Origin of the sequence: Comamonas sp. AG1104, from assembly GCF_003350425.1 — a bacterium.
In the GTDB taxonomy this organism is placed as follows: domain Bacteria; phylum Pseudomonadota; class Gammaproteobacteria; order Burkholderiales; family Burkholderiaceae_C; genus Comamonas; species Comamonas testosteroni.
The window spans coordinates 232,984-257,783 of the sequence record NZ_QQAS01000004.1 but is presented as its reverse complement, the minus strand read 5'-3'; the positions used below and the strand labels follow the sequence as shown (position 1 = coordinate 257,783).

Sequence of the window (24,800 nt, the reverse complement as noted above, 5' to 3'; positions counted from 1 at the left end):
CACAATGCAGTCATGAGTGCTGCGATTGCCGTCATCGACTTTGAAACCACGGGCATGACGCCCGCCCAGGGCGCCAGGGCCACCGAGGTGGCCATCGTGCTGCTGGAGCAGGGCCGCGTGGTGGACCGCTTCCAGAGCCTGATGCAGACCGGGGCCTGGGTCTCGCCCTTCATCACCGAACTTACCGGCATTACCAACGCGATGCTGCGCACGGCGCCGCCCGCCGCCGAGGTGATGCGCGATGCGGCCCGCTTTGTGGGCGGCGCGCCCATGGTGGCCCACAACGCATCGTTCGACAGCAAGTTCTGGCAGGCCGAGCTGGCGCTGGCGGGCGAAGCCGCCCCCCAGCTTTTTGCCTGCACCGTGCTGCTGTCGCGCCGCATCTACCCGCAGGCGCCCAGCCACAGCCTGGGCAATCTGGCTCGCTATCTGCAACTGCCCTCCACGGGGCGCGCCCACCGGGCGCTGGCCGATGCCGAGATGGCGGCGGCCTTGCTGGCGCGCATGCAGCAGGACCTGTGCGAGCGCCATGCCCTGCCCTGGCCCGAGCACGAGCTGCTGATGCAGCTGCAACGCTGCAGCAAGGCCAAGGCCGGCAGCTGGCTGGCGCAGCAGGCCGGTCAAACGCTGCTGGCAGCTCAGACCTAGTATTGATAGATTTTGGCCTGCAGGCCTTTGTATTCCTGCGCAAGAAGCTATCAAAATTGATTATTCTGGCCTTAAGCCCTTACGGATTGTGACCGGCAAGGTTCAAGTTGATAATTGATCAAGTCCTGCAGATGCTCTTTGGATCTGCTGATCTTGAACCGTGGCGCACCGTTGTGGGCGCTGACCTGAGCTCTGAATTTCGTGAACTCCGCCTTGCCTACCTCCGTCTTGCGTTCGGCCTTGCCTTTCTCGCAGCGCGAATTTCGCGATGCGCTGGGGCAATTTGCCACCGGCGTGACCATCATCACGGCGCGCAGTGCAGAGGGCCATGCAGTGGGCTCCACGGTCAGCTCCTTCAACGCGCTGTCGCTGGCACCCTCGCTGGTGCTCTGGAGCCTGGGTCTGAAGGCCAACTCATTGCCCGTGTTCCGCCACAGCACGCATTACGCGATTCATGTGCTGGCGGCTTCGCAAAAGCCGCTGGCCGAGCTGTTTGCACGCAAGGGTGCGGACCGTTTCAGCCATACGCCGCATCATGACTCCGAGCATGGTGTGCCGCTGCTGGAGGGCTGCAGCGCCGTCTTCGAATGCCGCAATCTGCGCCAGCATGAGGAGGGCGATCATCTGCTCTTCATTGGCGAGGTGGATCGCTGCGAGCACCATACCGACCGCGCACCGCTGCTCTACCACTCGGGCCATATGCACGCCCACGGCTTCGTCAGGTAGTGCCTGCTGCCGACTGGGAACCCTACCTAGTCGGCTTGAACGATACCGATCTCCAAGGCCCGCCCTAGATTGCCCCCAGGCCTGCTGTGTCAGGCCCGAGGACAGTGGTTGCAACGCTTTGGAGACACATCATGATCGATTGCGAAGACAGGCCGGCCCATACCCAGCGCAAGGTGGCCGCGGCAAGCAGCACGGGGATCGAGCTCAGGCGCATCTCTCCCGCCATAGGCGTGGAGGTTTCGGGCATAGACCTGCGCCAGCCCATGAGCGAGGAGCAGGCGCGCGAGCTGCGCCAGGCGCTGGTGGCGCACAAGGTGCTGGTGTTTCGCGAGCAGAACATCACGCCTGCCCAGCATGTGGCGTTTGCGCGCTGCTTCGGCGAGCTGGAGCTTCATCCGGTATTTCCCCATCACCCCGACCATGCCGAGCTGGTGCTTCTCGGCGGCAACAGCAAGATCCCTGGCACCGAGAACGTCTATCACACCGATGTCTCCTGGCGCGAGAGGCCTTCCATGGCCTCGGTGCTGCGCTGCGTGGAGTGCCCCGAGGTCGGCGGCGACACGGTCTGGATCAATATGGAGCAGGCCTACGAGCAGCTGCCCGAGGCGCGCAAGCAGCAGATTACCGGCCTGTACGCCGTGCATGACATCCTGCCCTCGTTCGGTGCGCGCATGACGCCTGCAGAGCAGGCCCAGGCCCGCGGCAAATACCCGCCCGTGGTGCACCCGGTGGTGCGTACCCACCCCGAAAGCGGGCAGAAGATTCTCTACGTCAACGAGACCTTCGTCACGCATTTCGCCAACTTCAGCTCGAACTTTGCCAGCTTCCGCTCGGCCAACGAAATTCATGCCCAGCAACAGGATCTGATGAACTATCTGCTGCGCCAGCCCGCGATTCTGGAATACCAGATGCGTCTGCGCTGGGAGCCCAACACCATCGCCATGTGGGACAACCGCTCCACCCAGCATTACGCGATTCAGGACTATTTCCCGGCCGTGCGCCGCATGCACCGCGCCACGGTCATGGGCGACAAACCGTTCTGAGCCGCCCGCCAATCAAACTGGGTCGGGCAGGTGGTTTAACGCTGCGTTAAACCACCTGCGGCAGTCTTGTCTTGTAGAGTTCAAAGCAGCAAGCATCTGCTTTGAACCTCCCAAACAGCGAGACAGAACATGCAGCAACAAGACTTTGATTACGACTTTCTGGTCATAGGCGGTGGCTCGGGCGGCGTGCGCGCCAGCCGTGTGGCAGCCGGTCTGGGGGCCCGTGTGGCTGTGGTGGAAGCTGCCCAACTGGGCGGCACCTGCGTCAACGTGGGCTGCATCCCCAAGAAGCTGCTCAGCCATGCCGCGCATTTCAGCCAGCTGGCCGAGGAGGCCCGGGGCTTTGGCTGGCAGCTGGAGCATCCCCAGTTCGACTGGCCCACGCTGATTGCCAACAAGGACCGCGAAATCGAGCGCCTGAACGGCGTCTACGGCCGCATGCTGGCCGGCGCAGGCATTACCCTTGTCCACGGCCGTGCGGCGCTCTCGGGGCCGCACAGCGTGCTGGTGAACGGCCAGACCATCCATGCCCGCCATATCCTGATTGCAACGGGCGGAACGCCCAGCCTGCCCGATATTCCTGGTGTGGAGCATGCCATCAGCTCTGACGAGGCCTTCCATCTGCCGCATCTGCCCAGGCGGGTGGTGGTCGTGGGCGGAGGCTATATCGCCGTGGAGTTCGCCTCCATCTTCAACGGTCTGGGCGCCGAGACGACCCTGCTGCACCGCCGCCAGCAGCTGCTGCGCGGCTTTGATGCAGACCTGGGTCTGCATCTGGGCCAGGAGATGGCCCAGTTGGGCGTGAACTTCCGTTGGGAGGATGAAATTCAGGCCATTGACAAGCAGGCGGACGGCCTGCATCTGCAGCTCAAGAGCGGCGAGCAACTGGTCGTGGACTGCGTGATGTATGCCACGGGTCGCGTGCCCCTGATCCAAGGGCTGGGGCTGGAGGCTGCGGGCGTCAAGGTCAACGACAAGGGCGCCATCGAGGTGGATCAGCATTTCTGCAGCAATGTGCCATCCATCCATGCCGTGGGCGATGTGGTCGATCGCATGGCTCTGACGCCCGTGGCGCTGGCCGAGGGGACAGTGCTCGCCCATCACCTGTTCGGCCAGGGCGGCAAGAGCGCTCCCGACTACGAGCTGGTGCCGACGGCGGTGTTTTCCCATCCGCAGGTGGGCACCGTGGGCCTGTCAGAGGAGGTGGCGCGCGAGCGCTTCGGTGCGGTGCAGGTTTTCCAGTCCGGCTTCAGGCCGCTGACCAACCGCATGGGGGCCGAGCCCGAGAATGTCTTCCTCAAGCTCATCGTCTCCACGGCCGACCAGCGCGTGCGCGGCGTGCATATGGTGGGCGAGGGTGCGGGCGAACTGATGCAGGGCTTTGCCGTGGCGCTGCAATGCGGCGCGACCAAGCAGCAGTTCGATTCGACCATAGGCATACACCCGACCGTGGCCGAGGAGCTGGTGACCATGCGGGAGCCGGTGCGCGAATAAGAAACGACACTCCGCGCAGTTCGCACTGCGGGGCGCGCAGGGCGACACCGCAATGAAAAATGGGCCTATTCAGGCCCATTTCTTATCCATCAAGCGTCATGCATACGCTTGAGAGAGTGAGTCGGCATCAGCCGCGCGCGGCGTCCGGCAGCTCGATCTTGACTTCCAGAACCTCAAGGTTTTCCTGGCGCTCCAGCTGTACCTTGATGTCATTGGGGTTGATGTCCACATACTTGGAAATCACGGCCATCAGCTCTTTTTGCAGGGCCGGAAGATAGTCGGGCTTGCCGCTTTCGCCGCCCACGCGCTCGCGCGCGAGAATGATCTGCAGACGCTCCTTGGCGACCGAAGCGGACTTCTTCTTCTCCCCGAGCAGAAACGACAACATGGACATAAGGCTTACCTCCCGCCAAACATGCGCTTGAAGAAACCGGGTTTGACGGCTTCGGTAAAGCGCATGGGTTTTTCTTCGCCCAGAAAGCGTGCCACCACATCCTGATAGGCCTCGGCCACATCCGTGCCCTGCATGTGCACGGCGGGAATGCCCTGGTTGGAGGCCTGGAGCACGGTTTCGGATTCGGGGATCACGCCGATCAGCTCGATGCGCAGAATGTCCTGGATGTCCTCCAGCGACAGCATCTGGCCGTCTTCGACGCGATTGGGGTTGTAGCGCGTGATCAGCAGATGCTCCTTGATGCGCTCGCCCTTGACCGCACGCTCAGTCTTGGAGCTGAGCATGCCCAAAATACGGTCGGAGTCACGCACTGAAGAGACTTCGGGGTTGGTCACCACCAGGGCCTCTTCGGCATAGTGCATGGCCATCAGCGCACCGCTTTCAATGCCGGCGGGCGAGTCGCAGATGATGAACTCGAAGTCCATGGCGGACAGGTCGTCCAGCACCTTCTTCACGCCTTCCTGCGTGAGGGCTTCCTTGTCTCGGGTCTGCGAGGCGGCCAGCACGAACAGGTTCTCGCACTGCTTGTCCTTGATCAGGGCCTGGTTCAGATTGGCTTCGCCCTGGATGACATTGATGAGGTCATAGACCACGCGGCGTTCGCAGCCCATGATCAGATCGAGATTGCGCAGACCCACATCGAAGTCAATCACTGCGGTCTTGTGGCCGCGCAGTGCGAGGCCGGATGCGAAGCTGGCGCTGGTGGTGGTCTTGCCGACACCGCCTTTGCCGGAGGTCACGACGACGATTTTGGCCATGTTTGCACGATTCCTTTAAGACAAATGGGGCAGGTTGATAGGGTGTCCGGTGTGTCTCTCATACCGGCTCGATAACGATGCTTTCTCCCTCCAGGCGCACCTTGGCTGCTTTGCCGGCGACTTCTTTGGGGAGATCGGTTTCAATTGTGCGGTAGATACCTGCGATGGAAAGCAGTTGCGCCTCCATGCAAGTGCTAAAAATTCTTGCGCTGGTATTGCCGCTGGCCCCGGCCACGGCGCGGCCGCGCAGAGGCGCATAGACATGGACGTTGCCGTCTGCAATCACCTCGGCACCATAGCTGACCATGTCCAGAACCACAATGTCGGTGCCTTTGGCATAGACGCGCTGGCCCGAGCGCAACGGCCTATCCACGATGACGGCATCGGCCAGCGGAGCAGGCACCTCGACCTCCACTTCGCGAATGATTTCGTGGACTTGGGGCTCGGCGCGGCGCGTCAGCATGGCATCGGGGGCTGCACTCAGACCCAGGGCCTTGGCTGCTTCCATCTGGGCCTCGCTGCCGCTGCGCACGGCAACGGGCACGGTGCGGTGGTTGCGCAGGGCCTCGACCAGGGCCGGGAAGTCGATTTCTTCCTCTGCTTCGCGCACCTGGCTGAGATCGATCAGCACGGGGTCGTTGTCGAAGAAATCCGGGTCGTCGGCAAGACGGCGGGCCAGATCCTGGGCCAGCGCCTGCATGTCGGTGCTGCGAAGTACCACGGAAAGCACCGGCAGTTGTGCGCTCTTGAGGTCAAAGCTGGGGCGCTCGGCGCCGGTCGATTCAACAGACATGGATGGGATCAGCGCACATCAGGTGCTCTATGAGGACGACAAAGTGTACCTGCCTACCGGCAAAAGATATGGTCACCGAGTGTTTGCACTGCAACACTTGATGCACCTCAGAGGCCTCTGTTTGTGCTGGTCTGGATGAAAATACAGTCATGTCTCCAGAGCTTTTGATCCAGGGCGCCTGTGCCAGCATCACCTTGCGCCGCCCCGAAGTTGCCAACAAACTGCTGCCCGAAGACCTGATCGTGCTGCGCCGCCAGATCGATGAGGTCAACGCCAGCCCTGCGGTGCTGGTGCTGACGCTGCAGGCGGTGGGTAAGCATTTCTGCAGCGGTTATGACATTGGCGAGATTGCCAACAGCCAGAACGAGGGCAGCTCCTTCGGTGAAATGGTGGACGCCATCGAGAACTGCCGCCCCGTGACCATCGCCGCGATTCAGGGCGGCGTGTTTGGCGGCGCCACCGATATGGCGCTGGCCTGCGATTTCCGCGTCGGTGGGGGCAACAGCCAGATGTTCATGCCTGCCGCGCGGCTGGGCCTGCATTTTTACCGCTCGGGCCTGGAGCGCTATGTGACCCGCCTGGGCCTGGATACGGCCAAGCGCCTGTTCCTGAGCTGCGAGAAGCTGCAGGCCCAGGCCATGAAGGACTGCGGCTTTCTGACCGATCTGGTGGACGGCACCGATATCTGCGAGCACGTGGTGCAGCTGCAGACTACGTTGGCCGGCATGGCGCCGCTGGCGCTGCTGGGCATGAAGAAACACCTCAACGCCATTGCTCGCGGCGTGCATGACAGGGCCGCCATCGATGCCGCCGTGCAGGCCACCATCGAGTCGGCCGATCTGAAGGAAGGCGGTGCGGCCTGGCGCGAAAAAAGAGCCGCCCGCTTTCAGGGGCACTGAGCCCCAAGAAGGGACGGCATTTCTTTGCAAAGCGGTGGGGCCGCCCAGGCCCTTGCTCCGCGCCTGCCGCGTCAGGACACCGCGCCTGCTTCGGCCCTGGCCAGGTATTCCCTGGCAAAGCCCTCATACCAGTCCAGGCAGCCGGGGTTGGCCATGGCGTCCTTGTTGACCACCTTGGCCAGGGGCTGGCCCAGCAGCAGCTTCTTGATGGGCAGCTCCTGCTTCTTGCCGCTGAGCGTGCGCGGTATCTCGGCCACGGCGAAGATATCGTCGGGCACAAAGCGGGGCGACAGCGCCGAGCGGATGGCCTTGTTGATGCGCTCGCGCAGGGCCGCATCCAGCTCCACGCCGGGTCGCAGGGCGACAAACAGCGGCATATAGCTGTCCTTGCCCAGATATTCGAGGTCCACCACCATGCTGTCCAGCACCTCGGGCAGGGCCTCTACGGCGCTGTAGATCTCGCTGGTGCCCATGCGCAGGCCGTGGCGGTTGATGGTGGCGTCGCTGCGGCCGTAGATGATGCAGCCGCCCTCGCCGAGCAGCTTGATCCAGTCGCCATGGCGCCAGACCGGCCCCATCTCTTGCGGGCCGTCGCCGCCGCCGGGTTGGCGGCCATGACCGGCGGGATACATGTCGAAATAGCTGGACAGGTATCTTTTCCCGTCCGTGTCTCCCCACAGGAACAGCGGCATGGACGGAATGGGCTGGGTGCAGACCAGCTCGCCGACCTCGTCCATCACGGGCAGGCCCTCTTCGTTCCAGGCTTCGACGGCCGCGCCCAGCTGGCGGCATTGCATGACGCCGGGCACCAGCGGCAGATCGCGGTTGCCACCGATAAAGGCACCAGCAAAATCTGTCCCTCCAGACAGGTTGTTCCACCAAATATTGGCGCGGCCCAGTTTCTCGAATTGGTCTGAACCCCATTGCTGCACTTCGGCAGACAGCGGCGAGCCCGTGCTGCCCAGCCCGCGTATGCGTGACAGATCGCCGCAGGCGGGCAGATCGATACCGGCCTTCATGCAGTTGGCGTAGAAGGCCGCGCCTGAGCCAAAGCTGGTCACGCCGGTCTCTGCCGCGAAGCGCCACAGCGTGCCCCAGTCGGGCTTGTCCTTGCTGCCGCCAGGGCTGCCGTCAAAGATCACGCAGGTTGTGCCGCCCAGCAGGCCCGAGACCTGGGCATTCCACATCACCCACCCCGTGGAGCTGTACCAGTGGTAGCGCTCGCCCCAGCTGTTGGGCTCGTAGCTGCAGCCGATGTCGTTGTGCAGACCCTTGAGTTGCAGGGCCACCAGCACCATGCCGCCATGACCGTGGACTATGGGCTTGGGCAGGCCGGTGGTGCCGCTGGAGTAGACGATCCACAGCGGATGGTCGAACGCCAGCCATTCGGGCTCAAAGGCAGCGGTATCTGCATCATTTCTCGCTGTAACGCTGGTGTAGTCTGCGGTGTCAGCTATCTTTATCGAGGTATCCAGATTGGGCACCAGCACCACGTGCTGCACGCTGGGCAGGCCTCGGCGCAGCTCCTGCAGGACCTCGCGGCGGTCTATGTCCTTGCCAGCGTAATGCACGCCGTCCACGGCGATCAGCGCCTTGGGCGCTATCTGCTTGAAGCGGTCGAGCACGGCATGGGTGCCCATGTCGGGTGCGCAGATGCTCCAGATGGCGCCCAGGCTGGCACAGGCCAGAAAGGCGACCATGGCCTCGGGAATATTGGGCAGATAGGCCGCGACGCGGTCGCCCTTGGCGACGCCCTGCGCGCGCAGGTGCAGGGCCAGGGCCGCCACCTGGCGCTGCAGCTCGGGCCAGCTCAGCTCGCGCTGCAGGCCCTGCTCGTTGCGGCTGATGACGGCCGGCATGCCGGCGGCATGGGCCGGCTGGACATGCCGCAGCACCTGCTGCACATAGTTCACCTGCGCGCCCGGGAACCACTGAGCGCCGGGCATGGTGTTGCTGGCCAGCACCGCGCTGTGCGGCGTGGGCGACTGCAGGTCGAAGTAATCCCAGATGCTTTGCCAGAAGGCATCGAGATCGCTGGTCGACCAGCGCCACAGCGCGTCGTAGTCGGCGAAGCTCAGGCCGCGCGTTTCACGCAGCCAGTTCTGGTACAGCCGGATCTGGGGAATATAGGGGGCGGTGTTTGGGGAGGCACAGGACATGGCCTCAGCCTAGCGCTGCAGTCCGTGCAAGTCATTGGTGGTGGCCCCCGCAGATGTCACCTGTGCAGCACGGATGCGCGGTCAAACCGATAATCAGGGCCTGTCTACACCGTCAACGGCGCATGCCGGCGACCCGCACCCCATGTCCGCTTTGCCCACCCGCGTGCTGGCCGTCATTCCGCCGATGACGCAGCTCAACACTCCCTACCCCTCCACGGCCTATCTGACCGGCTTTCTGCGCTCGCGCGGCATCACCGCCATGCAGGAAGACCTGGCGCTGGCTCTGGTGCTGCAATTGCTCTCGCCCGATGGCCTGCGCGCCGTGGCCGAACGCATCCAGAGCCTGCCTGCCAAGCAGCACACGCCTGCCGTGCAGTCCTTTGTCGCGCAGCAGGAACGCTATCTGGCCACGATTGCGCCCACGATTGCCTTTTTGCAGGGGCGAGACTCCACGCTGGCCCACCGCATCGTGGGGCGCCACTTTCTGCCCGAAGGCCCGCGCTTTGCCACGCTGGACGTGTACGAGGACGAGGAAGGCGGCGATCCGCTGGGCTGGGCTTTCGGGGCCCTGGGACTGCACGACAAGGCCAAGCATCTGGCCACGCTGTACCTCAACGATCTGGCCGATGTGCTGCGCGATGCCGTGGACGAGCGCTTCGAGTTCGTGCGCTATGCCGAGTCGCTGGCCGGCAGCCAGCCCACTTTCGATCCGCTGGCCAATGCCCTTGCGGCAGAGCCCAATCTGGTGGACGAGGTGCTGGAGCGCCTGACGCTGGAGGCCGTGGAGCGTCACCAGCCCACGGTGGTGCTGCTGTCCGTGCCCTTTCCGGGCTCGGCCTATGCGGCGTTTCGCATTGCCCAGACCATAAAGCGGCGCTTCCCGCAGATTGCCACCGTGCTGGGCGGCGGCTTTGTCAACACCGAGCTGCGCGAGCTGGCAGAGCCGCGCGTGTTCGACTACTTCGACTTCGTGACGCTGGATGCGGGGGAACGCCCGCTGCTGGCGCTGCTCGAGCATCTGCGCGGCGAGCGCGGCAGATCGCGCCTGGTGCGCACCTTTGTGCGCGGCGACGACGGCAAGGTGCAGTACGTGAACATGATGGAGTCCGACATTGCGTTTGCCGAGGTCGGCACGCCCACCTGGGATGGCCTGCCGCTGGACAGATACCTGTCGCTGCTGGACATGCTCAACCCCATGCACCGTCTGTGGAGCGACGGGCGCTGGAACAAGCTCACCGTGGCCCATGGCTGCTACTGGAAGAAGTGCAGCTTCTGCGATGTGAGCCTGGACTATATCGGCCGCTACGAGGGCGCCAGCGCCGCCGTGCTGGCCGACCGCATCGAGGCCATCGTCGCCGAGACCGGCCAGACCGGCTTTCACTTTGTCGATGAAGCCGCACCGCCCAAGGCTCTCAAGGCGCTGTCGCAGGAGCTGATTGCGCGCAACGCCGGCATCTCCTGGTGGGGCAATGTGCGCTTTGAGAAGACCTTCACGCCAGAGCTGGCCGAGCTGATGGCCGACAGCGGCTGCATCGCCATCTCCGGCGGTCTGGAAGTGGCTTCCGACCGGCTGCTGGCGCTGATGAAAAAAGGCGTGACCGTGGACCAGGTGGCACGCGTGACCAAGGCGTTCTCGGAGGCCGGCATCCTGGTCCATGCCTATCTGATGTACGGCTTTCCGACGCAGACCGTGCAGGACACGGTGGACGCGCTCGAGTATGTGCGCCAGCTGTTTCTCAACGGCTGCATTCAAAGTGGCTTCTTTCACCGCTTCAGCTGTACTGTGCACTCGCCCGTGGGTCTCAACCCCGAGGAATACGGCATCGAGCTGCCGCCGCTGCCCGAGGGCAACTTTGCCAAGAACGACCGCCCCTTCATCGATCCCACGGGCGTCGATCACGACGCACTGGGCGCGGCGCTCAAGAAGGCCATCTACAACTTCATGCACGGCATCGGGCTGGAGGAGGATGTGCGCATGTGGTTCCCGTTCAAGGTGCCCAAGCCCACGGTCAAGCGCGACCGCATTGCACGTGCGCTGCAGCAGAAGCAGTGAATTTGATAGCTGCTAGCGCTTGCTGATAAACAACATTAGATCTGTTTATTGATTAATTCTTTGAAGGCATTGCGCTGCAAGCTATGTATTTGATAGTTTGATCTGGCGCAGCCGTTTTCCTGCGTGTGCGAGAGACCACAGTCCCTGGTTTACCAGTGCTTGCACGGCCCCAGCGGGCAAGCACTGCTTGCCATAATCTGCTCCGTTTTTTATATCTCCAAGGAGCGATGGGATGGGAATGTTTCAATGGACGGAGCGATCGTCCGATGTCTTGCAGGGCGGTGGCGTCATCGGCCCAGATGAGCGACTGCCCTGGACGCAGACCGGTTTGATGGGTATCCAGCACGTGATCGCCATGTTCGGCTCCACGGTGCTGGCTCCCATCCTCATGGGGTTCGATCCCAATCTGGCGGTGTTGATGAGCGGCATCGGCACGCTGATCTTCTTTCTCATCACCGGCGGCAAGGTGCCCAGCTATCTGGGCTCTTCCTTTGCCTTCATCGGCGTGGTCAACATCGCCACCGGCTATGTGGCCAGCCAGGGTCCTGCCAACGCCAATATCGGTGTGGCGCTGGGCGGCATCATTGCCTGCGGCTTTGTCTACATGCTGGTCGGCCTGCTGGTGCAGATGGTGGGCACGGCCTGGATCGAACGCTTCATGCCGCCCGTGGTGACGGGCGCCGTGGTGGCCATCATCGGCCTGAACCTGGCCTCGATTCCCATCAAGAACATGGCCTCCAACAACTTCGAGTCCTGGATGCAGGCGCTGACCTTTGTCTCCGTGGCGCTGGTGGCCGTGTTCACGCGCGGCATGCTGCAGCGCCTGCTGATTCTGATTGGCCTGATCATTGCCAGCGTGCTCTACGCCGTCTTCACCAACGGCCTGGGCTGGGGCAAGCCCGTGGATCTGAGCGGCGTGCTCAATGCCGCCTGGTTCGGCATTCCCAGCTTCCATGCACCGGTGTTCACCAGCAACGCCATGCTGCTGATCGTGCCCGTGGTCATCATCCTGGTGGCCGAGAACCTGGGCCATATCAAGGCCGTGACTGCCATGACGGGCAAGAACCTGGACCAGTACATGGGCCGGGCCTTCATCGGTGACGGCGTTGCCACCATGGTCTCCGGCGCAGCCGGCGGCACGGGTGTGACCACCTATGCCGAAAACATCGGCGTGATGGCGGCGACCCGCATCTACTCCACGGCCGTGTTCTTCGTGGCGGCCCTGCTGGCCGTGCTGCTGGGCTTCTCGCCCAAGTTCGGTGCGCTGATCCAGGCCATTCCCCTGCCCGTCATGGGCGGTGTCTCCATCGTGGTGTTCGGCCTGATCGCCATTGCCGGCGCCAAGATCTGGGTGGACAACAAGGTGGACTTTTCCGACACCAAGAATCTGATCGTGGCTGCCATCACCCTGATTCTGGGCACCGGAGAATTCACGCTGAGGTTCGGCGAATTCGCGCTGGGCGGCATTGGCTGCGCCACCTTCGGCGCCATCATCCTGTACGCACTGCTGACCATGGGCGAGCGCAAATCTGAAACCAAGGTACAGGCTAAGTGAGTGCCAACATGTAATCGGGGGAACATTCCCCTGACAGCAGCGCGGGGCCTTTGCCGAGAGTTCCGGTATTAATGTTCCGCGCTGGTAACATTTCTCGCTGGAGATATGCCGCCCTACCCGGGCGGTTTTTTTTAGTTGGAGCATGCAATGTCCATCGCAGATCGCGTACGTTACCCAGAATTCCTCTCGCGCGTCATGACGGCCGAAGAGGCCGCCGCCCTGATTCCCCACGGTGTCAATGTCGGCATGAGCGGCTTTACCGGAGCCGGCTACCCCAAGGCATTGCCCCAGGCCATTGCGGCCCGCGCCAAGGCCGAGCATGCCCAGGGCAAGCCCTACAAGATCAATGTCTGGACCGGCGCGTCCACCGCCGCCGAGTGCGACGGCGTGATGGCCGAAGCCCATGCCCTGGGTCAGCGCCTGCCCTTCAACACCGATCCCATCGCGCGCAAGGCCGTGAACTCGGGTGAGATCGACTTCATCGACATGCACCTGTCCCATGTGGCGCAGCATGCCTGGTTCGGCTTTCTGGGCCATATGAACATCGCCGTGATCGAGGTGCTGGGCGTGACTGCCGACGGCCTGCTGATCCCGTCGACGGCCGTGGGCAACAACAAGACCTGGCTGGAGATCGCCGACAAGGTGATTCTGGAGGTCAACACCAAGCCGCCCGCCCGGATGGAGGGCATGCATGACATCTACTACGGCACGGCCATCCCGCCGCGCCGCATGCCCATCAACATGACGCATGCCGACGACCGTATCGGCGATGCCTACCTGAAGGTGGACCCCGCCAAGGTTGTCGCCGTGGTAGAGACCCACAAGGGAGACCGCGACAATGTGTTTGCCACACCGGACGAAAACTCCCAAAGAATAGCCGGCTACATCATCGACTTCCTGGCCCACGAGATGAAGATGGGCCGCCTGCCCAAGGAAATGCTGCCCATCCAGTCGGGCGTGGGCAATGTGGCCAATGCCGTGCTGGCAGGCTTGCTGACCGGCCCGTTCGAGAACCTGCTGGGCTTTACCGAAGTGCTGCAGGACGGCATGCTGGATCTGCTGCGCGCTGGCAAGATGAGCAAGGCCTCGGCCACCTCCATCTCGCTGTCTGCCGCGGCCTACAAGGATTTCGAGGACAACATCGACTTCTACCGCGAGCGCATCATCCTGCGCCCGCAGGAAATCTCCAACCATCCCGAACTGGTGCGCCGCCTGGGCATCATCGCCATGAACTCGATGATCGAGGCCGACATCTACGGCAACATCAACTCCACCCATGTCATGGGCACGGGCATGATGAACGGCATCGGTGGCTCGGGCGACTTTGCCCGCAACGGCTACCTGTCCTTCTTTGTCACGCCTTCGGTGGCCAAGGACGGCAAGATCAGCTGCATCGTGCCCATGTGCTCGCATGTGGACCACACCGAGCATGACACCCAGATCATCGTCACCGAGCAGGGTCTGGCCGATCTGCGCGGCCTGTCGCCCAAACAGCGTGCGCAAGTCATCATCGACAAGTGTGCCCATCCGGACTACCGGGCCCAGTTGCAGGATTACTTCGACCGCTCGCGCCAGCAGGGTGCGCAGCACACGCCGCACATCCTGACCGAGGCGCTGTCCTGGCATCAGCGCTTCATGGACAAGGGCGATATGCGTAGCTGAGCTACCCCCTGAGCCGCTGCGCCGGGAGGCTCCGCGGCTTCCCCCAAGGGGGACGACACCCTCGCTGCGGGGCGGCGGGGCCGCCTAGGCCCTTGCTTGGTGTCTCTGACTCGGGGTGTGGGTGCACTGTCCGCTATGCCACATGGCTTGAGGCATTGACTGGGAGCTGCTGCCTAGTCCGCTTGGTGCTGGCGTCTGTTGCTCCAAGTCCTTAGCATCGAAGGACGCTCTGCAAGGAGCGTCCTTTTTTCATGCACCACAAGGACTGGTATGGCGATCTGGACCCGAGAGCTCGATCTGAAAGCGCTGAACGCAGGCAGCGCAAACACTGCAATTTCCCATCTGGGCATTGAGTTCACCGAATACGGCGACGACTATGTGCGCGCCCGCATCCATGTGGATGAACGCACCTGCCAGCCCTACGGCATCTTGCACGGCGGCGTCAGCGTGGTGCTGGCCGAGACGCTGGGGTCGATGGCTGCGGCCTGCAGCATTCCAGAAGGCTACCGCTGCGTGGGCCTCAGCGTGACCGCCAACCATGTGCGCGCAGGCCGCAAGGGCAGCTGGATCACCGCCACGGCGCGGCCCACGCACCTGGGGCGCACCACGCATGTCTGGGCGGTGGAGCTGCGCGATGAGGAAGGCAAGCTGACCTGCAACTGCAGCCTGACGATGGCGATCCTGCCGCCAGATGCCGCAAAGAATGTGCGACTGGATGCGGCTTCGTTGGGCGGGGTGCAGTAGGTTTTGGTTTGTGAGACCGCTTTGTTTTTAGGGCAGAGGCCGGGACTCGCCCCGGCAGGCGAGTTACCTTTCTTGCTCGCACAAGAAACGTAACCCAAAGAATGCGACCCGGATGTCTGCGTCCCTGCGCTTCGCTCCGGGCAAACCTGTGTCACGCAATTCAGACCGCGGTGCGGCAAAACTCGCTGTGTGCTGGCGCACTCCGCTCAAACACGTTGCCGCAGCCTGAGCTGCGTGCCGCAGGCGCAGCCAGACGGGTGAAAGCAGGGTCGGACGGCCTGCAAGAGTCATGACGAAATTGGCTTCTAGCGCTTATACAGATTGCGGTAACAGCTATCAGTTTGATAAAGAAGCTCTGCTATTGCCCATTTTGACGGCGCAGGTTGCCCGTAGCGCAGCGGAGGGACTTGGGCAGCAGGGGCTGTTCTTTGCTTACTTTCTTGGGGGCGGCCTTCCGTCACCAGCAAGAAAGTAAGTCGGCGAGGCGGGCCGAGACCCGCCCTCTGCCTCATATCAAAGAGAAGAACTCTGCCATGTAAGAAAGACGCAAAACCTTTCCCCGCTCAAACCCCCAGTAACGCCGACAACTTCTCCGGCTGCTGTTGCAGATCCGCAGACTCAGCCTGCAAGGCCAGTCGGCCTTTTTCCATCACCACGGCCTTGTCGGTATGGGCCAGCACCTTTTTGTAGTCGCGGTCCACGATCAGCGTGGAGATGCCGGTCTCGCGGATCTGGGCAATCACGCGCCAGATTTCGGCCACCACCAGCGGAGCCAGCCCCTCGGTGGCTTCGTCGAGAATCATGAGGCGCGGGTTGGTCATCAGCGCGCGGCCGATGGAGACCATCTGCTGCTCGCCGCCCGAGAGCTGATCGCCGCCGTTGGACAGACGTTCCTTGAGGCGAGGAAAGGTTTCAAGCACGCGCTCGTAGGTCCAGCCCCGGCTGTCGTCCAGGCCGGCTCTGGCACTCATCAAGAGGTTTTCCTTGACGGAGAGGTTGGGGAATACGCCGCGCCCTTCGGGGACATAGCCAATGCCGAGACGCGCCATTCTTTCGGGGGCGGAATTCGTGACTTCCTTGCCATCGGCAAACACCCTGCCCGAGCGCGCCGCCACATAGCCCATCAGCGTGCGGATCAGCGTGGTCTTGCCCATGCCGTTGCGGCCCAGCAGGCCCACGGCCTGGCCCTGAGGCAGATCCAGCGAGACGCCGTGCAGGATATGGCTGTCGCCGTAAAAGCTGTGCACCTCCTGCAGGCTGAACATGGCATGGTTCGAAGCCCCGGAAAGTGGGCGCGTGTTTGTGCCGTCCCCCTCCCGCGCAGCGAGAGAGGGGGAAGCGGCAGAGCCGCTCAGGGGGTGCCTTGTTTCAAGCATGCTCGTCCTCTCCCAGATAGGCGGTGCGCACGACCGGGTCGTTGCGAATCTGATCGGGCGTGCCCGTGGCCACCACGCTGCCGTTGACCATGACGGTGATGCGATCGGCAATGCGGAAAACGGCATCCATATCGTGCTCCACCAGCAGCACGGCATGCGCGGACTTGAGCTCCTGCAGCAGCTCCAGCATGCGTTCTGTCTCTTCGGCGCCCATGCCTGCCAGAGGTTCGTCCAGCAGCAGCACACGCGGCGCCGTGGCAAGGCACATGGCGACCTCCAGCTGACGCTTGGCACCATGGCTCAGGCTGCCGGCAATGCGCGCAGCTTGCTGCGCAAGACCGGCGCGATTCAGTGCAGATTGCGCCCGCTGCATGCTGGCCGCGCAATGCTGGGCCGACTCCCAGATGCGCCAGGGCCTGGGCAGCGCCTGGGCCTGGGCTGTGAGCCGGCAGTTCTCCAGCACCGTGAACTCGGGGAAGATGGTGGTGCGCTGGTAGCTGCGGCCGATGCCGGCCTTGGCGCGCTGCGGCTGCGGCATCTGGGTGACGTCCCGGCCTTCAAGCGCAATGCTGCCGCTGCTGGCCGCTATCTCGCCTGAGAGCATGTTGATCAGCGTGGACTTGCCTGCGCCGTTGGTGCCGATGACGGCATGGACCTCGCCCTGGTGCAGATCCAGGTCCACATTGTTCACGGCCACCAGCCCGCCAAAGCGCCGCGTCAGGCCGCGCACGGACATCTTGGGAGCATTGCCTGTATCAACCACGGTCTGCTCCTTGCTCGATAGCTGCTGGCGATTTATCCGTCTGCGCTGCTACCTTCTTCTGCCATTTGTCGTTGATGCCTACCAGCCCCTTGGGCAGCAGCGCGACCAGCGCGATGATGGCAAGGCCCAGCGTCAGTTGCCAGTGATCCGCGGCATTGCCCACGATGGCATGGGTGCTCAGCAGCTCCTTGAGCAGCACAAAGGTGATGGTGCCCAGCACCGCTCCGCGCAGCGAACCCACGCCGCCCAGAATCAGCATCAGCAGGACTTCACCGGAGTGGTGCCAGGCCAGCAGCTCGGGGTTGACCACGGCATCGCGTGCGGCCAGCAGAAAGCCCGCCAGCCCCGCCAGCGCACCGGCAATCACAAAGCCGGCGAGCTTGTAACCGTAGGTGGTGAAGCCGGCAGCGCGCATGCGCTGCTCGTTGACCCGGATACCGGCCAGCGCATGCCCGAAGCGAGAGTGGCGCAGCATGGCGATGAAGGCGTAGACCAGCGCCAGGGCTGCCAGCACCACGTAGTACTGCGTGGTGCTGCTCTCCATGTCCAGTGCTCCAATGGCCGGTCGCTGCATCAGGTAGATGCCGTCGCTGCCGCCAAAGTAGCCCACGTCGTGCACGACAAAAAACGCCAGTTGCGCGAACGCCAGCGTGACCATGATGAAGTACACGCCCTTGGTGCGCAGACTCAGGGCGCCGACCACCAACGCATACAGGCCAGAGACACCGACGGCGGCGCCCAGCATGATGAGAAAGTTGCTGCCGTCCTGGCCGGCGGCCTTCACCGCCGCGTAGGCGCCGAGGCCGAAGTAGGCCGCATGGCCCAGGCTGACCAGCCCAGCGCCGCCCACCAGAATGTGAAGACTGAGTGCAAAGATGGACAGGATCATGATCTTGACGACCAGATCGGAGAGATAGGCCGACCAGAAGGGCTGGGCGGCCGCCAGCAGCACTGCGGCGGCCAGCGGCAGCGCCGTGCTCACCCAGGGGCTTCTGGAGCGTATGGGGCGGCTCTGGTTGGTGACTGCAGGAGCCTCGGCGTAAGCCTGGTTGGTATTGGGCAAGGGAGTGGAGGATGTATTGCTCATGTTCAGCTCCGTTTTCCGAGCAAACCCTCAGGTCGCCATACCAGGATCACGGCCATCAGCAGATAGATGCTCATGCCGCTGAGTTCCTGAAAGAACACCTTGCCGAAGGTATCCACAAAGCCCACCAGCAGCGAGGCAATCAGCGCGCCGGTAATCGATCCAATGCCGCCGATGACCACCACCACAAAGCAGATGATGAGCACGCTGGAGCCCATGTTCGGATAGACCGAACTCATGGGAGCAGCAATCATTCCGGCCAGGGCTGCCAGGGCCACGCCCACGGCGAAAACGATGCGGTACAGGCGCTTGATGTTGATGCCCAGGCCGCGCACCATGTCGCGGTTGCTGGCACCGGCGCGAATCATCATGCCCAGACGCGTGCGGTTGACGGTGTAGTACATCAGCAGCGCCACCAGCAGGCAGGCGGCGGCGGCAAACACGTTGTACCAGGGGTACTGCATCATGCCCATCAGAGGGAAGCTGCCAGCCAGCCAGGCCGGCTTTTCCACGCCATGCACATCGTTGCCCACAAGGATGGCGCGCAGGCCTTCAAACACGAGGATCAGACCATAGGTCATCAGCACCTGCTGCAGGTGATCGCGCTCGTAGAGAAAGCTGAAAAAAGCCCATTCGAGAAAATAGCCCAGCACCACAGCCAGCACCACGCCGACCAGCAGCATGGCGATGAAATGCTGGCCCAGATAAGGTGCGAGCGAGAACGCCACATAGGCACCGATCATGTAGAAGCTGCCATGGGCGAGGTTGATCACCCCCATGATGCCGAAGATCAGCGTCAGGCCGGAGGCCAGCAGAAACAGCAGCAGTCCGTACTGAACAGAGTTCAGACACTGCACCAGAAAAGTGGCGAGATCCACGGCAATCCTTGTTGAAGCGGGAGGGCTGAAGCAGCGGCAGCTACCGCCCGGCGAATCACGGATTCGCGTTGGAGACGAGGCGCTCTGTCTGGGCCGGCACCGAAGGTGCGGCAAGCGCAGAGCTGCGACGTATCCAGGGCGGCAGGGCCTGCGTCTATTACATGCGGCAGCCGCGGGCCGGGTCCGCCAGCGCCTTCACCGCTACGCTGATCTTCTTGTTTTCCTTGCCATCGACCTTGCGCAGATAGATGTCCTGCACGGGGTTGTGTGCCTTGCTCAAGGTGAAGTCGCCGCGCGGGCTGGCAATCGTGGCTTTTTCGATGGCGGTGCGGAAGACATCCTTCTTGCCGATGTCGCCGCCGGCCGCCTTCAGGCCCACGGCCAGCATCTGCGCAGCGTCATAGCCTTGCACGGCATAGACATCGGGCTGCAGCTTGTAGTTCTTGGCGTAATTGGTGCGGAAGGCCTGGTCGCGCGCCGTGCCCAGTTCGTCGGCATAGTGCAGCGTGGTCAGCATGCCCTGGGCGGCTTCGCCCTGAGCGTCCAGCGTGCCGTCGGTCAGAAAGCCCGGTCCGTAGAGCGGAATGGTTTTGGACAGGCCCGAGGCGTGATAGTCCTTGACGAATTTCACGGCACCTGCGCCCGCAAAGAAGGAGAACACCGCATCGGGCTTGGCCGCTGCGATCTCGGTCAGCAGAGCCTGGAATTCGACGTTGGGAAACGGCAGCGTCAGCTGCTTGCTGACCTTGCCGCCGCTTTTCTCGAAGCCTTCCTTGAAGCCGTTGACGGCCTCTTCACCGGCAGCGTACTTCCAGGTCAGGGTCATGGCATTTTTCTTGCCTTCCTTGGCCGCTACCACGCCCATGGGGTAGGCCGTCTGCCAGTTGGAGAAGGAGCTGCGGAAGATATTCGGAGCACACATGGGGCCGGTGACTGCATCGGCACCTGCATTGGGCACGATGAGCACGGTGCCGCTTTCCTTGGCGGCCTTGGCCATGGCCATGGCCACGCCGGAGTGCACGGTTCCGATGATCACGTCGACCTTGTCGCGCTTGATGAGGCGGTTGACGTTGTCCGTGGCCTTGGCGGGATCGGATTCGTCGTCGACCTTGAAGTATTCGATCTCGCGTCCGCCCAGCTTGCCACCTTGCTCGGCTACCTGCATGCGAAAGCCGTTCTCGATCGCCACGCCCAGCGCTGCATAAGTGCCGCTGAAAGGCAGCATGAAGCCGACCTTGATCTTCTCCTGCGCCATGGCGCTGCTGCCGCTTGCGGCGGCAGCCAGTGCGATTGCGCTCCATATTGCCCATTGCTTGCTCATGCTTGTCTCCTGCTGGTTGATGGACGAATGCCGGCTTACTCTCAGATCAACGGTTATGACTGGCTGTGGTGCTGGGGTTGGCACTGATGCACGAGCGCACTCTAACAACTTTAGGTTTAAAGCAATACCAGCGATTGCCCTAGTTTGTGACTACTGTTTTGATAGCTTCTTGCAACCTTGCGATAAGCAATTAGCGTGGCTTGGATTCCAGCTCACGCAAGCGAAAGCGCTGGATCTTTCCGGTTGCGGTCTTGGGCAGCTCATCGACAAATTCAATGAAGCGCGGGTATTTGTAGGCGGCCAGCCGGCTCTTCACAAAGGCCTTGAGTTCGTCCTCGCTGGCGCTCTGCCCGGGCTTGCACACCACATAGGATTTGGTCTTGGTCAGGCCCTGCTCGTCGGTCACGCCGATCACGGCCGCTTCCAGCACCGCGGGGTGCTGCTGCAGCGTGGATTCGACCTCGAAGGGCGAGACATAGATGCCGCTTACCTTGAGCATGTCGTCGCTGCGGCCTGCATAGGTGTAGTAGCCCTCTGCATCGCGCACATATTTGTCGCCGCTCTTGAGCCAGACGCCCTGGAAGGTGTCGCGTGTCTTGTCACGGTTGGCCCAGTACATCAGGGCGGCGCTCGGGCCCTTGATGTAGAGGTCGCCAATCTCGCCATCGGCCACGGGCTGGCCGTCCTCGCCGCGCAACTCCACCACATAGCCTGGTACAGGCTTTCCTGTGCTGCCGTAGCGTATGTCGTCCGGGCGGTTGGAGATGAAGATGTGCAGCATTTCGGTGGAGCCGATGCCGTCCACGATATCGGCACCGAAATGGGTCTTGAAACGCTGGGCAATCTCGGCCGGCAGGGCTTCGCCGGCCGAGGAGCACATGCGCAGGCTGACCTGTTCGCGTGCCGGCAAGGCGGTGTGAGCCAGCATGCCTGCAAAGCCCGTCGGCGCACCGAAAAACACCGTGGGCTGGTGTTCGGTCCAGCGCCTGAAGGTGGCTTCCGGCGTGGGGCGCTCGGCCATCAGCACCACGCTGGCGCCTACGCTCAAAGGGAATGTCAGGGCGTTGCCAAGACCGTAGGCGAAGTAAAGCTTGGCGGCGGAAAAGCAGACATCGCTTTCGCTCAGGCCCAGCACCGGCTTGCCATACAGCTCGGCCGTCCAGTAGGGGTTGGCGTGGGTATGCACTGCCCCCTTGGGCTTGCCGGTGGAGCCTGAGGAATACAGCCAGAAGCCGGGGTCGTCGCCCATGGTCCTGGCGGCATGGGCCAGCGGCGTTTGTTGCTGCAGCCAGGGCTGCAGCGGCTCGAAGGCCGGTGGCAGGCCTTGCGGTGCTTCATCGGGCCTGGCGACCCAGATATGGTTGACCTCGTGCTGCGCCTGCTCCAGGGCCTGCTGCACCACGGGAACCAGCGCGCCATTGGTGAAAATCGCCTGCGCACGGCAATGCTCGAGCATATAGGCGTAGTCGGCAGCAGTGAGCAAGGTATTCACCGCCACCGGCACCACGCCTGCGTACATGGCTCCGAGAAAGGAGATCACCCACTCGCGCATATCGTGCATGACCAGCAGCACGCGCTCCTCACGATGGATGCCGGCGGCGAGCAGGCCATGCGCCAGGCGGCGCGCCTGCTCCTGCAACTGCGCATAGCTGAGCGTGCCCTGGTCATCGGTGTAGGCGTTCTTGTCACCCCGGCCCTGGTTGATCTCAAACAGATGCTGGGCGAAGTTGAAGGGCTGGCTGAAGTCGGTCATGGCTCATGCTTTCGTCGTTTCGGCCAGTGCCTGCAGAACCTGCGGTGCAGCTTGTATGGCGCTTTTGCGATGATAGAAATCCAGAGCCCGCAGGCCGCCGAGTTCGGAGCCGCCTCCGGCGCGGCCCGGACCGCCATGCAGGGACTGGGGCATGACATTGCCGTGACCGGTATGCAGCTTGGCGACAGCGGGTGTGACCACGTGCACGCGGCCGTGGCTGGCTGCGAGATCGGTGGCGGCTGCGGCCAGTGCCTTGTCGTCATCGCCGTAGATTGAGCAGACCAGCGAGCCCTGTCCGCGATGTGCAAGTGCCAGGCCATGGGCCAGATCGCGGTAGGGCAGGAGCGTGGCCACGGGGCCAAAGACTTCCATGTCATGCACGAGTGCACTGCCATCGGGGTCCTGTGTTCCCAGCAGCACGGGCTGGGCGCAGGCGGCAATCGCCGGGTCGGCATCGAGCAGCGCATTGCGCCGGCCGTCATGCAGGACCGTGGTGTGTTCCAGCAAGCGGCCCAGGCCTTGCTGCACGCTGTCGTACTGCTCGCGGCTGACCAGAGATCCCATGCGCACGGCGTCGTTGCGCGGGTTGCCCACGGAGATCTTCGCCAGCTGCGCACTGATGGCCTGGGCCAGGTTGTCATACAGGGCCTGCGGCACCAGCACGCGGCGTATGGCCGTGCATTTTTGGCCGGATTTGACCGTCATTTCGCGCACCACTTCACGCGCTAGCAAGGCGGCGGCTTCGCTGTCCGGGCCATGGCCGGGCAGCAGCAGCGCGCAGTTCACGCTGTCGGCCTCGATATTGCTGCGCACCGAATGGCGGCTGATGGCCGCGTGCGAGCGTATGGTCGCAGCCGTGTCCGCAGACCCTGTGAAGGAGACCACATCCATGGGTTGCAGCTGATCGAGCAAGCCGGCGGCACTGCCGCAGACGATGGACAGCGCTCCCGGCGGCAATATGCCGGCATCGATCACATCCTTGACCATGCGCTGAGTCAGCCAGGCGGTGGCCGTGGCCGGCTTGACGATGACGGGCACGCCCGATAGCAGGGCCGCAGCCGCTTTTTCCCACAGCCCCCAGGCAGGGAAGTTGAAGGCGTTGATGAACAGCGCCACGCCGCGCGTCGGGACCTGGATATGCCTTGACAGAAAAACGCCGTCCTTGGCCAGTGCCACGGCCTCTCCATCGCTCAGGTGCCGGGTAGCGCCCAGCGCTGCCCCCCATCTGGCGTATTGGCTCAGCGTGTAGATGCCGCCATCCACATCGACGGCGGTATCGTTTCTGACGGTGCCGCTGTTGGCGGTGGAAATCTCGTAATACGCATCGCGCCGGCTTTGCAGCACGGTCGCGATATCGGCCAGCAGCCTGGCGCGCTCCGCGTAGCTCAGCGCGCGCAGCGCCTTGCCGCCAGTATCGCGTGCGAAGGCAAAGGCGGCAGCCAGATCAAGCCCGGTGGCATCGACACGCACCAGCTCGGCCCCCAGTACCGGGTCGCGTAACAAACTGCCCGGGCCGCTGCCGGTTTGCCAGCGGCCAGCCACATGGTTGGCCAGTAACTCAGTCATGGGGGTCTCCTGAAGTGCTGTTCTGATCAGCATCAAATCTTCGGTGAAACATGCAATATTGTGCGTGCAATCAAAAGATAAATACGAGACAATGCAGTGTCAAGCAATATATTGCATGATTCGCGTTAACCCCGACTGTTTATCATTCACGGCCTCTGAGGAGCTTTATGGATCAGTTAGACATGGCATCCGCGTCGGTTGCGGAAGGGGATGAGGCGGGCAAAAGCCCGCTGCTGCAGGCCTTGGGCGAGAGGGTGCGCAATCTGCGCGCGCGCCGCGGTCTCACGCGCCGTGGGCTGGCCTCTGCCGCCGTGGTGTCGGAGCGGCATCTGGCCAATCTCGAATACGGCACGGGCAATGTCTCCATCCTGGTGTTGCAGCAGATTGCCAATGCACTTCAGTGCAGCATGGCCGAGTTGCTGGGTGATGTGACGACTGCCAGTGCCGAATGGTTGCTGCTGCGTGAGCTGCTGGAAGGCCGCAGCGAAGCCGACTTGAAGCGCGTGCGACTGGCCGCCGGGGAGATTCTGGGTACCGCACCCATCGGTGATCCGCACCGGGCTTCGCGCGTTGCCCTGATAGGCCTGCGCGGCGCGGGCAAGTCCACGTTGGGGCGCATGCTGGCCGAGCAGTTGAATGTGCCGTTTCTAGAGCTGAACCAGGAGATCGAGCGAGTGGCGGGTTGCAGCGTGCGCGAGATTTATGACCTCTATGGAGCTGGCGCCTATCGTCGTTACGAGCGCCGCGCACTGGAAGAGGCCGTGCAGATCTACAGCGACGTGGTGATTGCCACCCCGGGCGGCATTGTCTCGGACCCCGCAACCTTCAACGAACTGCTCAGCCACTGCACCACGGTCTGGCTGCAGGCCCAGCCCGATGAGCATATGAGCCGTGTCGTGGCCCAGGGCGATACGCGGCCCATGGCGGCCAACCCCGAGGCCATGGATGATTTGCGCCGTATTCTGGACGGTCGATCGGCCTTTTATTCCAAGGCCGATCATGTCTTGGACACCAGCGGAAAGAGCGTGGCGCAAAGCCTCAAGCAGCTGAAGGCGCTGGTCGCTGCCTGAC

At 63.0% G+C, this 24,800-nt stretch carries 22 protein-coding genes; 11 read left to right on the top strand and 11 right to left on the bottom strand.

Annotated features, from left to right (window positions below):
* The first annotated feature begins 12 nt into the window (after positions 1-12).
* The 4 genes from DFO48_RS13025 to gorA all read left to right on the top strand — a co-directional run bounded on the left by DFO48_RS13025 (position 13) and on the right by gorA (position 3,911).
* Positions 13-648: a PolC-type DNA polymerase III gene (locus DFO48_RS13025; RefSeq protein ID WP_114863664.1), complete on the top strand. Its 636-nt coding sequence runs from the start codon at positions 13-15 to the stop codon at positions 646-648.
* A 201-nt stretch (positions 649-849) separates the two neighbouring features.
* Positions 850-1,374 carry a flavin reductase family protein gene (locus DFO48_RS13020; protein ID WP_114863663.1) on the top strand — a complete coding sequence of 175 codons (525 nt, stop codon included), beginning with the start codon at positions 850-852 and terminating at the stop codon, positions 1,372-1,374.
* A 131-nt stretch (positions 1,375-1,505) separates the two neighbouring features.
* Complete coding sequence (locus DFO48_RS13015; RefSeq protein WP_114863662.1) at positions 1,506-2,417, top strand: TauD/TfdA family dioxygenase; 912 nt, start codon at positions 1,506-1,508, stop codon at positions 2,415-2,417.
* 129 nt (positions 2,418-2,546) lie between these two features.
* Complete coding sequence (gorA, locus tag DFO48_RS13010) at positions 2,547-3,911, top strand: glutathione-disulfide reductase (RefSeq protein WP_114863661.1); 1,365 nt, start codon at positions 2,547-2,549, stop codon at positions 3,909-3,911.
* A 127-nt stretch (positions 3,912-4,038) separates the two neighbouring features.
* On the opposite strand, the gene minE is transcribed toward gorA, so the two are convergent.
* The 3 genes from minE to minC are packed head-to-tail and all read right to left on the bottom strand — an operon-like array spanning position 4,039 to position 5,916.
* Positions 4,039-4,305 carry a cell division topological specificity factor MinE gene (minE, locus tag DFO48_RS13005; protein ID WP_003071985.1) on the bottom strand — a complete coding sequence of 89 codons (267 nt, stop codon included), beginning with the start codon at positions 4,303-4,305 and terminating at the stop codon, positions 4,039-4,041.
* A 5-nt stretch (positions 4,306-4,310) separates the two neighbouring features.
* The gene (minD, locus tag DFO48_RS13000) at positions 4,311-5,123 is read right to left on the bottom strand and encodes a septum site-determining protein MinD (RefSeq protein WP_003069672.1); all 813 of its coding nucleotides are present in this window, start codon (positions 5,121-5,123) and stop codon (positions 4,311-4,313) included.
* A 58-nt stretch (positions 5,124-5,181) separates the two neighbouring features.
* Positions 5,182-5,916 (bottom strand): septum site-determining protein MinC, encoded by a 735-nt coding sequence (minC, locus tag DFO48_RS12995; RefSeq protein WP_114863660.1) that lies wholly within the window; start codon positions 5,914-5,916, stop codon positions 5,182-5,184.
* Between the two features lie 149 nt (positions 5,917-6,065).
* Here minC and DFO48_RS12990 point away from each other — a divergent pair, with 149 nt between their 5' ends.
* On the top strand, positions 6,066-6,815 hold the full coding sequence (locus DFO48_RS12990; RefSeq protein WP_003071980.1) for an enoyl-CoA hydratase/isomerase family protein: 750 nt from the start codon (positions 6,066-6,068) through the stop codon (positions 6,813-6,815).
* A 71-nt stretch (positions 6,816-6,886) separates the two neighbouring features.
* On the opposite strand, the gene DFO48_RS12985 is transcribed toward DFO48_RS12990, so the two are convergent.
* Positions 6,887-8,974, bottom strand: coding sequence for an acetoacetate--CoA ligase (locus tag DFO48_RS12985; RefSeq protein WP_114863659.1), 2,088 nt, complete (start codon positions 8,972-8,974; stop codon positions 6,887-6,889).
* A gap of 142 nt (positions 8,975-9,116) precedes the next feature.
* Between DFO48_RS12985 and DFO48_RS12980 the strand changes: the two genes are divergently transcribed.
* The 5 genes from DFO48_RS12980 to DFO48_RS25155 all read left to right on the top strand — a co-directional run bounded on the left by DFO48_RS12980 (position 9,117) and on the right by DFO48_RS25155 (position 15,463).
* Complete coding sequence (locus tag DFO48_RS12980) at positions 9,117-11,027, top strand: radical SAM protein (protein WP_114863658.1); 1,911 nt, start codon at positions 9,117-9,119, stop codon at positions 11,025-11,027.
* 232 nt (positions 11,028-11,259) lie between these two features.
* Positions 11,260-12,582: a solute carrier family 23 protein gene (locus DFO48_RS12975; protein ID WP_003069662.1), complete on the top strand. Its 1,323-nt coding sequence runs from the start codon at positions 11,260-11,262 to the stop codon at positions 12,580-12,582.
* A 147-nt stretch (positions 12,583-12,729) separates the two neighbouring features.
* Positions 12,730-14,244 (top strand): acetyl-CoA hydrolase/transferase family protein, encoded by a 1,515-nt coding sequence (locus DFO48_RS12970; RefSeq protein ID WP_003071971.1) that lies wholly within the window; start codon positions 12,730-12,732, stop codon positions 14,242-14,244.
* Positions 14,245-14,514: 270 nt separating this feature from the next.
* A complete protein-coding gene (locus tag DFO48_RS12965) occupies positions 14,515-14,988 on the top strand; it encodes a PaaI family thioesterase (protein WP_114863657.1) in 474 nt (157 codons plus the stop codon).
* A gap of 289 nt (positions 14,989-15,277) precedes the next feature.
* Positions 15,278-15,463, top strand: a complete 186-nt coding sequence (locus tag DFO48_RS25155) for a hypothetical protein (protein WP_147282736.1) — start codon at positions 15,278-15,280, stop codon at positions 15,461-15,463.
* Between the two features lie 88 nt (positions 15,464-15,551).
* Here DFO48_RS25155 and DFO48_RS12960 read toward each other — a convergent pair whose 3' ends face one another.
* The 7 genes from DFO48_RS12960 to DFO48_RS12930 all read right to left on the bottom strand — a co-directional run bounded on the left by DFO48_RS12960 (position 15,552) and on the right by DFO48_RS12930 (position 23,729).
* On the bottom strand, positions 15,552-16,253 hold the full coding sequence (locus DFO48_RS12960; RefSeq protein ID WP_114863656.1) for an ABC transporter ATP-binding protein: 702 nt from the start codon (positions 16,251-16,253) through the stop codon (positions 15,552-15,554).
* Positions 16,254-16,356: 103 nt separating this feature from the next.
* A complete protein-coding gene (locus tag DFO48_RS12955; RefSeq protein ID WP_114863837.1) occupies positions 16,357-17,100 on the bottom strand; it encodes an ABC transporter ATP-binding protein in 744 nt (247 codons plus the stop codon).
* Between the two features lie 19 nt (positions 17,101-17,119).
* Complete coding sequence (locus tag DFO48_RS12950; RefSeq protein WP_114863655.1) at positions 17,120-18,214, bottom strand: branched-chain amino acid ABC transporter permease; 1,095 nt, start codon at positions 18,212-18,214, stop codon at positions 17,120-17,122.
* A 2-nt stretch (positions 18,215-18,216) separates the two neighbouring features.
* Positions 18,217-19,089, bottom strand: a complete 873-nt coding sequence (locus DFO48_RS12945; RefSeq protein ID WP_003071963.1) for a branched-chain amino acid ABC transporter permease — start codon at positions 19,087-19,089, stop codon at positions 18,217-18,219.
* 157 nt (positions 19,090-19,246) lie between these two features.
* A complete protein-coding gene (locus DFO48_RS12940) occupies positions 19,247-20,410 on the bottom strand; it encodes an ABC transporter substrate-binding protein (protein WP_003071960.1) in 1,164 nt (387 codons plus the stop codon).
* Positions 20,411-20,600: 190 nt separating this feature from the next.
* On the bottom strand, positions 20,601-22,163 hold the full coding sequence (locus tag DFO48_RS12935; protein WP_003071958.1) for a benzoate-CoA ligase family protein: 1,563 nt from the start codon (positions 22,161-22,163) through the stop codon (positions 20,601-20,603).
* A 3-nt stretch (positions 22,164-22,166) separates the two neighbouring features.
* Positions 22,167-23,729, bottom strand: a complete 1,563-nt coding sequence (locus tag DFO48_RS12930) for a 3,4-dehydroadipyl-CoA semialdehyde dehydrogenase (protein WP_114863654.1) — start codon at positions 23,727-23,729, stop codon at positions 22,167-22,169.
* 167 nt (positions 23,730-23,896) lie between these two features.
* Here DFO48_RS12930 and DFO48_RS12925 point away from each other — a divergent pair, with 167 nt between their 5' ends.
* Positions 23,897-24,799, top strand: a complete 903-nt coding sequence (locus tag DFO48_RS12925; RefSeq protein ID WP_114863653.1) for a helix-turn-helix transcriptional regulator — start codon at positions 23,897-23,899, stop codon at positions 24,797-24,799.
* The last annotated feature ends 1 nt before the right edge of the window (position 24,800 follow it).

What these genes read in the sequence shown, in the direction of transcription:
- DFO48_RS13025 (WP_114863664.1), top strand. Translation starts at nt 13, where the DNA reads ATGAGTGCTGCGATTGCCGTCATCGACTTTGAAACCACGGGCATGACG.
- DFO48_RS12965 (WP_114863657.1), top strand. Translation starts at nt 14,515, where the DNA reads ATGGCGATCTGGACCCGAGAGCTCGATCTGAAAGCGCTGAACGCAGGC.
- DFO48_RS13015 (WP_114863662.1), top strand. Translation starts at nt 1,506, where the DNA reads ATGATCGATTGCGAAGACAGGCCGGCCCATACCCAGCGCAAGGTGGCC.
- DFO48_RS12940 (WP_003071960.1), bottom strand. Translation starts at nt 20,410, where the DNA reads ATGAGCAAGCAATGGGCAATATGGAGCGCAATCGCACTGGCTGCCGCC.
- DFO48_RS12985 (WP_114863659.1), bottom strand. Translation starts at nt 8,974, where the DNA reads ATGTCCTGTGCCTCCCCAAACACCGCCCCCTATATTCCCCAGATCCGG.
- DFO48_RS12925 (WP_114863653.1), top strand. Translation starts at nt 23,897, where the DNA reads ATGGATCAGTTAGACATGGCATCCGCGTCGGTTGCGGAAGGGGATGAG.
- DFO48_RS12960 (WP_114863656.1), bottom strand. Translation starts at nt 16,253, where the DNA reads ATGTTCAGCCTGCAGGAGGTGCACAGCTTTTACGGCGACAGCCATATC.
- DFO48_RS12930 (WP_114863654.1), bottom strand. Translation starts at nt 23,729, where the DNA reads ATGACTGAGTTACTGGCCAACCATGTGGCTGGCCGCTGGCAAACCGGC.
- minD (WP_003069672.1), bottom strand. Translation starts at nt 5,123, where the DNA reads ATGGCCAAAATCGTCGTCGTGACCTCCGGCAAAGGCGGTGTCGGCAAG.
- DFO48_RS25155 (WP_147282736.1), top strand. Translation starts at nt 15,278, where the DNA reads ATGACGAAATTGGCTTCTAGCGCTTATACAGATTGCGGTAACAGCTAT.
- gorA (WP_114863661.1), top strand. Translation starts at nt 2,547, where the DNA reads ATGCAGCAACAAGACTTTGATTACGACTTTCTGGTCATAGGCGGTGGC.
- DFO48_RS12975 (WP_003069662.1), top strand. Translation starts at nt 11,260, where the DNA reads ATGGGAATGTTTCAATGGACGGAGCGATCGTCCGATGTCTTGCAGGGC.
- DFO48_RS12990 (WP_003071980.1), top strand. Translation starts at nt 6,066, where the DNA reads ATGTCTCCAGAGCTTTTGATCCAGGGCGCCTGTGCCAGCATCACCTTG.
- DFO48_RS12935 (WP_003071958.1), bottom strand. Translation starts at nt 22,163, where the DNA reads ATGACCGACTTCAGCCAGCCCTTCAACTTCGCCCAGCATCTGTTTGAG.
- DFO48_RS12950 (WP_114863655.1), bottom strand. Translation starts at nt 18,214, where the DNA reads ATGAGCAATACATCCTCCACTCCCTTGCCCAATACCAACCAGGCTTAC.
- DFO48_RS12980 (WP_114863658.1), top strand. Translation starts at nt 9,117, where the DNA reads ATGTCCGCTTTGCCCACCCGCGTGCTGGCCGTCATTCCGCCGATGACG.
- minE (WP_003071985.1), bottom strand. Translation starts at nt 4,305, where the DNA reads ATGTCCATGTTGTCGTTTCTGCTCGGGGAGAAGAAGAAGTCCGCTTCG.
- DFO48_RS12955 (WP_114863837.1), bottom strand. Translation starts at nt 17,100, where the DNA reads ATGTCCGTGCGCGGCCTGACGCGGCGCTTTGGCGGGCTGGTGGCCGTG.
- minC (WP_114863660.1), bottom strand. Translation starts at nt 5,916, where the DNA reads ATGTCTGTTGAATCGACCGGCGCCGAGCGCCCCAGCTTTGACCTCAAG.
- DFO48_RS12970 (WP_003071971.1), top strand. Translation starts at nt 12,730, where the DNA reads ATGTCCATCGCAGATCGCGTACGTTACCCAGAATTCCTCTCGCGCGTC.